The 12,357-nt window shown below is 40.1% G+C and carries 7 protein-coding genes; 6 read left to right on the top strand and 1 reads right to left on the bottom strand.

The genetic code is table 11. The features are described 5' to 3' along the window. The first annotated feature begins 70 nt into the window (after positions 1 to 70). From GM418_RS02705 to GM418_RS02720, 4 genes are all read left to right on the top strand, one after another. Positions 71 to 1,393: an L-lactate MFS transporter gene (locus tag GM418_RS02705; protein WP_158862893.1), complete on the top strand. Its 1,323-nt coding sequence runs from the start codon at positions 71 to 73 to the stop codon at positions 1,391 to 1,393. Between the two features lie 318 nt (positions 1,394 to 1,711). Further along, complete coding sequence (locus GM418_RS02710) at positions 1,712 to 4,408, top strand: bifunctional acetate--CoA ligase family protein/GNAT family N-acetyltransferase (RefSeq protein ID WP_158862895.1); 2,697 nt, start codon at positions 1,712 to 1,714, stop codon at positions 4,406 to 4,408. 67 nt (positions 4,409 to 4,475) lie between these two features. Next, the gene (locus GM418_RS02715) at positions 4,476 to 5,219 is read left to right on the top strand and encodes an SIR2 family NAD-dependent protein deacylase (protein ID WP_158862897.1); all 744 of its coding nucleotides are present in this window, start codon (positions 4,476 to 4,478) and stop codon (positions 5,217 to 5,219) included. A 148-nt stretch (positions 5,220 to 5,367) separates the two neighbouring features. After that, positions 5,368 to 8,625, top strand: a complete 3,258-nt coding sequence (locus GM418_RS02720; protein WP_158862899.1) for a S41 family peptidase — start codon at positions 5,368 to 5,370, stop codon at positions 8,623 to 8,625. A gap of 59 nt (positions 8,626 to 8,684) precedes the next feature. Here the strand turns inward: GM418_RS02720 and GM418_RS02725 are convergent, their stop codons facing one another. Next, entirely contained in the window at positions 8,685 to 9,437 is a 753-nt protein-coding gene (locus GM418_RS02725) for a GntR family transcriptional regulator (RefSeq protein ID WP_158862901.1), read from the bottom strand. Between the two features lie 102 nt (positions 9,438 to 9,539). Between GM418_RS02725 and GM418_RS02730 the strand changes: the two genes are divergently transcribed. Further along, the gene (locus tag GM418_RS02730) at positions 9,540 to 10,781 is read left to right on the top strand and encodes an MFS transporter (RefSeq protein ID WP_158862903.1); all 1,242 of its coding nucleotides are present in this window, start codon (positions 9,540 to 9,542) and stop codon (positions 10,779 to 10,781) included. Between the two features lie 77 nt (positions 10,782 to 10,858). Next, positions 10,859 to 12,343 (top strand): L-fucose/L-arabinose isomerase family protein, encoded by a 1,485-nt coding sequence (locus GM418_RS02735; RefSeq protein ID WP_158862906.1) that lies wholly within the window; start codon positions 10,859 to 10,861, stop codon positions 12,341 to 12,343. Positions 12,344 to 12,357: the final 14 nt, after the last annotated feature.

Below are 12,357 nucleotides of genomic sequence, written 5' to 3' on the forward strand. Positions count from 1 at the left end.
ATCCGACTCTATTCAATATAAAAAGCTGTCAAGCTTTCTTTTTTTCTCTTTTAATCAAAAAATCGAACTTATGAATAATCAAAAAGTAGTTAACCGGGGCTTTGTTATCCTGGGTGCAATCCTTATACAACTGGCATTAGGAGCAATTTATGCATGGTCGGTTTTTACACCGTCGCTAAAAAACGCTGGCTGGTCGAGTGAAAACACACAATGGGTTTTTTCAGCCGGACTTGCTTCATTCGCTTTATTTATGGTTTTCGCAGGCAAAAAATTAACAAGCTGGGGCCCTCAAAAGCTCTCCTGGATGGGAGGAATAATACTCGGCATCGGATACTTACTGGCCGGGATTTTCGGTGGCGATAACTTTATTGCACTGCTCATTTTAATCGGGATTATTGGAGGTATGGGAATTGGTTTTGCCTATGTCGTACCTATTGCCGTTGGAATGCGTTGGTTTCCCGATAAAAAAGGCATGATTACCGGACTCGCTGTGGCAGGATTCGGATTTGGAGCCATGCTTTGGGTAAAACTTGCCGGTTCGTGGGGACACCTCATCGAAAACATGGGGCTTTCCGCTACCTTTATTATTTACGGAATTGCATTTGCCGCAATGGTAATCATTGGCGGAGTATGGATGAAATTTCCTCCCGCAGGATGGAAACCCAAAGATTTCGAAACAGATAAAACAACAACTTCTAAAAATGCAAAAGCTGCAACAGTTGAAGATTTCTCAAGCGAAGAGATGCTTTCTAAAATTCAGTTTTATCTCATTTTTTTAACTTTTGTGTTTAGTGCTGGCGCAGGATTAATGTCAATCGGACTGATGAAACTTTATCCTATGCAAGCTTTAATGGAATCGGGAATCAGTGAAACGGCGGCCAGTGCCATTGCCGGAACCGCTATGGCTGTTTTCTTTAGCTTAGCTAATGGTTTGGGGCGAATTTTATGGGGAATCATCAGTGACAAAATTGGCAGAAAACTATCCATTATTTTAATGACCGGCATCCAGGGAATAACGGTAATCTTATTCACCTTTATGGCAGGAAATGAAATATTGCTGTACCTGGGAGCTACATTAATTGGTTTCAATTTTGGAGGAAACTTTGCCCTGTTTCCAACCATCACAGCAGATACATTTGGAGCAAAAAATGTGGGGCAAAACTATCCGTTTGTTTTCCTGGCATATGGAGTTGGCGGAATTTTCGGACCTATTCTTGGCGGAAAAATGGGCGATCTGAACAATTTTAGTCTTGCATTTACGATATCCGGAATAGCGGTGTTGATTGGAACTCTTTTAATCCTCTTTTTAAAACCGGCAAAACAGAAATTACCCGAAACAGTGCAGAAACCCCGGGATGTTATACAATCCAACGTTGCTGTTAAAAGTGTATAAATAAAAAACTTCAAAATTTTCTGTTGAAAAAATAAAGCGTCCAGCAAAGGGCGCTTTTCCATTTTTAAACACGCCATGTGTTTTTAAACAGGTTACAACAGGATTGTTATTAAACATGTAAAGATGATATTTGCTTGGGGGAATTTGAGCTAATTCGCTGATTTTAAATAAACTTTAATCTTTCCTCCCCAATTTTAAATCCTCCCCTCAAAATTTTCTAACCTGATTTTTTTTCATGAATTTTATAACCACTTTTATTCAACTTTAAGACCAATAAAGTTCTGAATACAAAATTTAGAAAACCAAAAATATATACAAATGGCCATCAAAAAACTTGATAGTATCTTTAGACCCAAAAGAATTGCTCTTATTGGGGTTTCCAGTAATCCCGACAGTGTGGGAGGAATAACACTTAGAAATTTAGTAGGAGGAGGTTTTAACGGGGTTGTTTATCCGGTTAATCCAAAACGTGAGGCCGTATTTGGCATACCTTGTTATCCCGATGTAAAAAGTTTACCAAAAGTTCCGGATTTGGCAGTTATTATGACTGCTGCAAAGTTTGTCCCCCAATTGGTGCGCGAATGTGGAGAAGTTGGGATTCACGGACTAATTATAATGTCAGCAGGATTCAAGGAATCAGGGGAAGAAGGGAAAGTACTTGAAGCACAGGTAAAAGCTGAAAAAGCAAAATTTCCCGATATGAGGGTAATTGGGCCAAACTGTCTTGGTATTTTGGTTCCCGGCTTAAATATGAATGTTAGTTTTGCTGACGGGATGCCTAAAAAAGGACATGTAGCATTTATCTCACAATCCGGAGCTTTATGTACTTCTGTTCTTGACTGGGCCTATGAATCAAATGTTGGCTTTTCAAATTTTGTATCCATCGGCAACTCAATGGATGTTAGTTTTGGAGATTTAATTGACTATTTTGGCCAGGATCCCAATACGAAATCCATAGTTTTATATGTTGAGTCGATTCAGAATGCCAGAACTTTTATGTCTGCAGCGCGCGCATTCTCTCGTGAAAAACCTATTATCGTTTATAAATCAGGACGCTTTCCTGAATCAGCAGCGGCAGCGGCTTCGCATACCGGTGCCATGGCTTCCGAAGATTCCATTTACGATGCCGTATTCCACCGAGCGGGATTGGCTCGTGTATTCGATTTTGGAAACATTTTTGATTTTACCGACCTGGTTGGGCGGCGCCGAATCCCAAAAGGCAACCGTCTCGCTATTGTAACCAATGCCGGTGGTCCGGGAGTTATGGCAACCGACTCCTTAATTTCACTGGGAGGGAAACTGGTTAAGCTCTCCGACGAAACCATGCAAAAACTTAACGACTATCTTCCGCCGTTTTGGTCGCACGGAAACCCGATTGATGTACTTGGAGATGCAACACCAGAACGTTTTGCCAAGTCAACTGAAATTGTTTTGGAAGACGAGAATGTGGATGCAGTCTTGGTACTCCTCACTCCTCAGGCGATGACAGACCCAACTGCTACTGCAGATGCAATTGCTAAGATGGCGGGCAATACAACCAAAACGATAATGGCGGCCTGGTTAGGTGGAGCAAGTATGCGGGAAGGCACACAAATCTTTAACAATGCCGGAATTGCCAGCTACGGAACACCGGAGCAAGCGATAAAAGCTTTTATGACTCTTTCCGACTATTCGCAAAATCTTAAAATGTTGTACGAAACTCCTAAAGAAGTTCCTGTATCCTTCCAATACGACAGAAACGAGTTGCGTAAAAAATATCTTGAAAACGTTTTCCCAAAAGCAAAGATATTGAACGAGGACGATTCGAAAATGCTGGTTAACGATTACGGCATCGACACGACTCACCCTACGCCTGCTGCCACGGAAGATGAAGCTGTTGCCATTGCAGAGAAAAAAGGGTATCCCGTTGTGTTAAAAATCTATTCTCCTGACATTACCCATAAATCGGATGTTGGTGGTGTCGCTTTGAATATCGAAAATGAAGACATGGTAAGGGCAACTTTCAGAAATATGGTAAAAACTGCCGCTGAAAAACGTCCTGATGCCCGAATAGATGGAGTTACCGTTCAAAAAATGGTAAATACAAAAGGCGGAATTGAACTTATTGTCGGAACAAAAAAAGACCCCATTTTCGGAACCGTGATGCTTGTGGGAATGGGTGGAACAACCGCCGAATTATTTAAAGATAAACGCCTGGAGTTCCCTCCGTTAAACGAACAACTGGCAAGACAAATGCTGGAATCATTAAAAATATATCCGCTTCTTTCCGGCTGGCGTGGTGATGCACCAAAAAATATCGATAAACTCATCGAAGTATTAATCAGAATGTCATATCTGGCTGCCGATTATCCGGAGATTGAAGAATTGGACATTAATCCGTTGATTGTAACAGAAGAGGATGTGATAGCACTGGATGCCCGAATTGTGGTTGATGAAGAAATCATGAAACAGCCGGCAAAGGAATACTCGCATCTTGTACTTCGTCCATACCCGGAAAGTCTGATAAAAAACTGCACCTTGAAAGACGGTACAGAGATTACTCTTCGTCCGATAAAACCGGAAGACGAACCCATGTGGCTTGAACTCCTGGCAAGCTGTTCAAAAGAAGCCATTTATCACCGTTTCAGATATGATTTCTACTTCGATTCACACGAAGTTGCATCTCAGTTCTGTTTTATTGATTATGATCGTGAAATAGCCATAGTTGCAGAACATGAAAAGGAAGATGGCTCAAAAGAGCTTATCGGTGTTGGCCGTTTAATTGCCGATCCGGATTTGGAAACAATGGAATATGCCATTTTAATTACCGACAAATGGCAGAAAAAAGAGCTTGGTTACACCTTAACCAATTACTGTATGGAAATCGCCAACGTGCGTGGAATCAAAAAATTAATGGCTGAAACAACAAAAGACAACAAGCCTATGATTTCAGTTTTCCGAAAATTAAACTTCAAAATCAGGTTTAATGAAGACACTACAGTTTCGGTAAATAAGGAAATTACTGAAAACCTGTAAAAATAGTACAAAAAAATAACTCCCGGCAGACGGTTTATCCTCTGCCGGGTTGTTAATGTTTAAATGAATGGATACTGCTAAACTTGAATCAGCCGTAAAACTTATCAGAAAAGCAAAATACACCGTTGCCTTTACGGGTGCCGGCATTTCAGTAGCAAGCGGTATTCCTCCTTTTCGCGGCAAAAACGGATTATGGAATAAAACCAGTCCTATCTTTCTGGAAATTGAATTTTTCAACAAAAAACCCCTCCAGTCGTGGAAAAAAATCAAGGAAATCTTTTACGATAGTTTAGGCGATGCTGAACCCAATATTGCCCACGAGGTTTTGGCTAAAATGGAAAAACGAAGTTTCCTTGAATCGGTAATTACCCAGAACATCGATCATCTCCATCAAAAAGCCGGCAGCAAATATGTTTATGAACTTCACGGAACATACAAACAACTTGTTTGTACGGAATGTAGTTCTGAATATGATATGAGTTTTGCTGACTTAAACTACCTCCCTCCTACCTGCTACATTTGTAAAGGCATTTTAAAACCCGACATGGTTTTTTTTAACGAGCCCATTCCTCCATTTGCAAAAAAACGTTCGTTCGAAGAAGCTGAAAAAGCCGATGTCTTTCTAATTATCGGTACAAACGCAGAAGTACTTCCTGCTGCCGACATTCCCGTAACGGCAAAAAAACATGGTGCAAAAATCATTGAAATAAACATAAAAGAAACACATTTCACACGCGAAATTACAGATGTATTTCTTCAGGGCGAGGCAGCAGAAATTATGAAACAAATAGGCAAACTTTTGTATTTGTAAACCTCTCCCCTGTGTCTTTGTTATCTTTTTATCCAAACAATTTTTGAGTTCAAAAATCAACTCAAAAGCCGCTGAATGATTATGATTATCGTTCTTGTATAAATAAAAAATAATTTCTACAATTAGGTTCTTAAAAAAATAAATGAACATGCGACATTTTACAAAACAATTTTTGGCGTTATTTCTTTTTATTGGAATTGCGCTTGGAACTACAGCAGCAAACGATTCGCGGCTGATGAGATACCCTGACATCAACAACAATTTAATAGCATTTGTATATGCCGGCGACGTCTGGACAGTAGATGCCGGCGGTGGAAATGCCAAACATCTGACATCGCACGAAGGGATGGAACTGTTCCCGAAAATTTCTCCCGACGGAGAATGGATTGCTTATTCTGCCGAATATTCGGGTTCGCGCCAGGTGTTTGTTATTCCCTCCGATGGAGGAATTCCCAAACAACTCACTTATTACAACTCGGTAGGATTGATGCCACCCCGCGGTGGATTTGATAATGTTGTACTGGATTGGACACCCGACAGCAAAAACATAATGATTCGTGCCAATCGCACAGAGTTTGGCGAACGTAATGGAAAATACTATTTGGTAAACATTGAAGGCGGACTAGAAAAACCGCTGCAAATTGTAAATGGTGGTTTTGCTGCGCTTTCACCCGATGGAAAAAAAGTTTGTTTTACCCCTGTCGACCGCGAATTCAGAACATGGAAAAGATACAAAGGCGGACGTGCAACTGAACTTTGGATTTACGACCTGGAAAAAGATGTTTCAGAACAAATTACTGATTTTAAAGGCTCTGACCAGTGGCCCGTTTGGTACAACGACAAAATATTCTTTGCATCCGACCGCGATTTAAAATTAAATATATACAGTTACGATACCAATTCGAAAAAAGTCGAACAGGTTACTACATTTAAAGACTTTGATGTGATGTGGCCTTCGGGAGAAAACGGGCAGATGGTTTTCGAAAATGGAGGATTTCTCTACAAAACAAACCTTGAAACAGGTGCCACCGAAAAAGTAACGGTAAATATTAATTTCGATAATCCGAATCTGCTTCCTTATTTTAAAAATGTAGCAGAAGATATTCACAGTTTTACGGTTTCTCCAACAGCAAAACGTGCGTTGTTTGGTGCGCGGGGTGATATTTTTTCTGTTCCTGCTGAAAACGGCGTAACAGAAAACTTAACGCAAACGCAGGGGATTCGGGAAATTTATCCAAGCTGGTCGCCCGATGGAAAATACATTGCTTATTATTCTGACGCTACCGGGGAATATGAAATCTATCTTCTCGAAAATAAAGAAGGGGCAAAACCAAAGCAGCTTACCAAAAACTCTTCGGCGTGGAAATACGACAGCGAATGGTCGCCCGACAGCAAATATCTGCTGTATTCCGACCGCACACTTAATCTGAAACTTATTGACGTGGAAAGTGAAAAAGAAACCATTGTTGACCATGCCACATTCAATGAAATTCGCACTTATGATTTTTCTCCCGATTCAAAATGGGTGATTTATGAAAAACAATCGCCAAACGAATTAACAGCAGTTTGGGTTTACAATATTCAGGAGAAAAAAAATATTCAGTTAACTGACGATTCTTTCAACGACTACTCGCCGGTATTTTCACGCGATGGGAAATACATTTACTTCCTTTCCGATCGGGATTTTAATCTCGATTTTTCTGGTTTTGAGTTTGATTATGTGTACAACAACCCAACACGTATTTATGCCATGACTCTGAAAGAAGATGGCGAAGAACTTTTCAAATTTAAAAATGATGAGGAACCTGTAAAAAAGGAGGAAAAAACAGAAGAAAACAAAAATGGAAACGAAGATAAAAAGGAAGTTACAATTGAAATTGACGTAGACGGATTAAACAATCGTATAGTTGCATTGCCACTCGGAAATGGCAACTACAGGAACCTCACTGCTGTTGATGATGGAATACTTTATATCAACAACGGAAGTCTAAAAAAATTCAGCATTGCAGATAAAAAGGAAGAAGACATACTGGAAAAAACAATGCAATTTTTATTGGCCGATGATGGAAAATCATTCCTGTATCGTTCAGGCAGAGATTTTGGAATCACAACTGTAAAACCGGGACAAAAAGCCGGAACCGGAAAATTGGAGCTCGATAACATGGAAATGAAAATTGACCCGGTAAAAGAATGGCAGCAAATTTATAACGACGGCTGGCGCATTTACCGCGACTATTTTTATGTAGATAATCTGCATGGTGTTGACTGGGAAAAAGTAAAAGAAAACTACGCTCAATTGCTTCCTTTTGTTGGGCATCGTATGGATCTGGATTATATTTTTAGTGAAATGGTTTCTGAATCGAACACGGGGCACTCGTATGTAAACTGGGGCGATTTCAAAAAACCTGAACGTGTGGAAAGTGGTTTGCTGGGTGCAAAATTAGTTGCAGATGAAAAAGCCGGTCGTTTCAAAATTTCAAAAATTTATGACGGTCAAAACTGGAATTCTTCTCTTCGCTCTCCATTAACTGAACAGGGTGTAGACGTGAAAGAAGGCGATTATCTTATCAGTATAAACGGCCACAATGTTACTACAAACGATAATCCATACAAATTTTTGGAAAACACGGCAGGAAAACACATTGAGATTGTTGTAAATTCAGAAGCCAAAGCAGAGAATAGCCGTACATCGATGATTGAACCAATTGAGAGCGAATTGGCTTTATTACATTACAACTGGGTGCAGGAGCGCCGGGCTTTGGTTGATAAACTGTCCGGTGGAAAAATCGGGTACATTTATGTTCCCAACACTTCTACTGATGGAAACCGCGAACTGTTTAAAGGAATGTATACTTACCATAACAAGGAAGCACTGATTATTGACGACCGCTACAACGGCGGTGGTTTTATCCCCGATGTGATGGCTGATTTGCTCGACAGGAAAACACTTAGTTACTGGAATGTAAACGGTTTGAGCCCTATGTCGACTCCGGCGATCGCACACGACGGACCAAAAGTGATGCTGATAAACGGTTATTCATCTTCCGGTGGCGATGCTTTCCCCTACTATTTTAAAAAGAAAGGACTGGGAAAACTTATCGGAACACGCACCTGGGGCGGATTGGTTGGAATTTCCGGCAATGCGCGCTTTGTTGACGGCGGCAGTTTCTCTGTTCCCCGTTTTGGGGTTTACGACGAAAATAGCGAATGGGTAATCGAGGGAATTGGTGTTTATCCCGACATTGAAGTCGTTGATCGTCCGGAGCAACTTGCAAAAGGGATTGACCCGGGAATTGAAAAAGCTGTGGAAGTATTGCTAAAAGAACTGAAAGAAAATCCGGTGAAAAAGGTAAAAGCACCAAAACCACCAAATCGCTCAGGATGGATAGAACAGGAAATCAAATAATTCACAAAAGAGGTTGTTTTACAAAACAGCCTCTCTTTTTGTCCTTTCACGGCAAAAAATCAATAAACTTCAGGTTTTGCAATGATGGAAAATTTGTATCGATCTCCCCGATAATATGACTTTTCTATCTCCACTACCTTGCCGCTCGAACAAAAAATAGCACCGTCCAAAATAAAAACGGGCAAAGGTGAATTGGTATCAAAATAGTTATCTGAAGATTTTGGACCTAAAATTACCGTACTTAATGTCTGTTTCATGTCGGTGATTTTAAGGCTGTACACTTCTTCATATATTGTAAAATATGGCTTCTTTGTTTCAATTATATTAATCCTTGGACAAAGCTTTAATGAAATGTACCGTGTTTCATCTTTCATTAAAACATCATCGGCATACCGAAGACGGTGAATTTTAACTACCGGTCCTTCTATGATATAATGATGCCCTCCGATTTCTGTTGAAATACCTGCCTCGAGAACCGTTTTTTCGACAATCACACTTTTGGGTACAAACCCTTCTTTCCGCAAGTTTTCTTCAAAACCGGCACGCGTTGTATAAATCGAACCTAAAGTTCGGGTAACATGTTTATCTACTGTACGGTTTAAAACAAAAGTACCTTTCCCTTTAATTCTTGTAGCCCATCCCCGTAGTTCAATCTCCTGAAGGCTCTTTCTTGCAGTAGTATTACTTATATTATACTTTTTTATAAGTTCATTTTCGGAAGGTATTTTATCTCCGGGTTGTAAATCTCCAGATTCAATACTTTTGATAATATCCAGGCAAATTTCAATATATTTTGGATGTGTCGAATTCATGTCCTAAAAGTAGATGAAAGTAAAGAAAATATCAACACATACTTGCAAATTAATATTTCTTACTTATATTTGCACACATCTAAACTTAGTGCGTTAACTAAAATGAAAAGAAACCTAACTTGGATACCCTGGCTTATCGTTGGAATGACATTTCTTGCCACTGCTTTAAGTTTTCTCGACCGCCAGGTGCTTTCAATCTCCATCATAAAAATCAAAGAAGATTTTCATATAACAGATATCGAATATGGTTTTATAAACACCGGCTTTTTAATCAGCTATGCCATTATGTTTACCGTTGGAGGCATATTAATCGATCGTTATGGCAGCCGGCTGGGATTGGCATTTTCTGTTGGAATATGGTCATTCGCAACACTTCTGCACAGTTTAGCCAACAACTCCTTCCAATTCGGGCTATTCAGATTTATCCTTGGAGTAGGCGAAGGAGGGGCCTTCCCCGGTGCAATAAAAGCAGTTGTAGAATGGATTCCTAAACACAAACAAGCACTGGCAAACGGGATAGCCATCGGTGGCTCAGCACTTGGAGCTGTAGTAGCACCTCCCCTATGTGTCTATCTAATAGGTGTTACCGGATGGCGTGGTGTGTTTCTGATTACCGGGGCTTTTGGCATTTTATGGGTAATCGCATGGCTGCTGTGCCCAAAACAAAAAGCAGAAACACTAAAGCAAACAGGTCAAAAAGGACTCAATACCGGTTCAAAACAAAATCGTGTCAACCTCATCGGGGTACTTAAAATAAAGGAAGTTTGGGTTTTTATACTAATTCGTTTTTTACTTGATCCCATATTTTATTTCTATATGTTCTGGATTCCAAAATATCTGAATGAGGCACGGGAAATCGACATTAACCTGATTGGAAAACTCTTCTGGATTCCATTCCTTGCGCTTGGAATTTCAAATATGCTTGGCGGCTGGATATCAGATAAAATGTACAAAAAAACCGGCAACCTCAACTCCGCAAGAAAAATGATAATGGGTTTTGCAGCCTTACTTACTGCACCTGCTCTGCTCGTAAAAATAGCACCAAATGCCGAATGGGTGATTCTTATTATTTCGATTGCATTTTTTGCCCACGGGCTCTGGATTACCAATTATATCACATCAATCAGCGACATCTTCGGAAAAACAATAACATCAACAATAATCGGATTCTCGGGTTCTGCAGGTGCACTATCATCTCTGATTCTCAATCCTGTCATCGGACTAATAATCTCCCGGTTCTCCTATGATCCGGTCTGGATTTATGCGGGTTCGATGTATTCCGTCGCATTTATTGCATTTATCATATTAATACCAAAAATTAAACTCTTAAAAGCATTTGAATAGATCAACACAAAATATATCATAAAAAAATTTATACAAACAAACTTAGTGCGTAAAGAACAAACACAACGAGCGTTATTATGAAAAAAAAAGAATCAAATAACATGCTGCTTAATGCAGAAAGAAACACTCCAAAAATCGGGGTATTTGGTGTCGGATATGACAAATACTGGGAGCAGTTTCCCGGTCTCTTCGAAGAATTAATGCAAAAGCACGCGGAAATAATTAATAAAGTTGAAATTCAGGAAGCAACAGTTGTTGATTTTGGGATGGTTGATAATCCGCAAAAAGCTTACGAAACTGTAAAAAAAATAGAGGCTGCAAACCTCGATTTGATTTTCTGTAATATGCTGACATATGCGACTTCCGGCACGTTTGGCATCATCATAAAAACAGTTTCGGTTCCGATTGTCCTTGTCGCATTACAACCCAGAAAAGCGCTGGATTATACAAAAGCCTCAACATACATGCAGCTGATGAATGACGACATTTGCGCCTTGCCTGAATTTGCGGGAGTGGCTGTAAGAATGGGGAAAAAGGTTCCGGACATGATAATAGGAACATTATATGACGATCCGGAAGTTGAGATCCAATTCAATGAATACTGTCGGATTGCGCGCGTCCTTCACGATTTAAAAAATGCGCAACTGGGCCACCTGGGTCATCCTATAAACGCTATGCTCGACATGCATACCGATGCAACAATGTTAACTTCTGCTTTTGGAAGTCATGTGGTTGAGTGTGAAGCGAACGAACTTTTTTCCTGTTATGAAAAGGTTACCGAAAAGGAAATAAAAGAGCGAGAAGATTTGATACTCAACTTTTTTGACACCCCGGATCCGGTTTCCGATCCCATTTCAATGAAACTTCAGGACGAAGATTTACGCATTGCCGCAAAAGTTAGCGTTGCGCTGACCCGTTTTGTAGAAGAAAAAAAGCTCGATGGACTTGCTTACTATTACGATGGCCCGGAAAACAGCCAGATAAGAACTGTGCTTAGCAATTTAATTGTTGGAAATTCTCTGTTAACCTCAAGAGGTTTTCCAATGTGCGGAGAATCGGATTTAAAAACACTCATTGGTCTTCTGATTATGGACAGACTTGGAATTGGCGGTAGTTTCGCCGAATTCCACCCCGTTGATTTTAACGAGGGATTTGTCCTTGTAGGCCACGACGGGCCACACAACATTGCCATCGCTGAAGGAAAACCGGTGCTAAGAAGTTTAAAAAAATACCACGGTAAGCCCGGAAACGGAGCAGGTGTGGAGTTTAAAATAAAAGAAGGCCCGATTACCATGCTTTCAATCAATTCAACATACGATGGGAAATTCAAATTTGTGATTGCTGAAGGAGAATCGGTCGCCGGGCCGATCCCTCCTACCGGAAATACAAATACAAGAGGATTTTTTAAACCTGACATTAAAACATTTCTCACTCGTTGGATAAAAGAAGGCCCCACCCACCATTTCTCGCTCGGCATCGGACATCATGCAAATACCATTGCAAAAATAGCTGACTACTTAAACATAGACTCTGTAATAATTACTTCTGATTCAACCAATTAAAAATGTAAAATTTT

This window comes from Maribellus comscasis, from assembly GCF_009762775.1.
GTDB lineage: Bacteria > Bacteroidota > Bacteroidia > Bacteroidales > Prolixibacteraceae > Draconibacterium > Draconibacterium comscasis.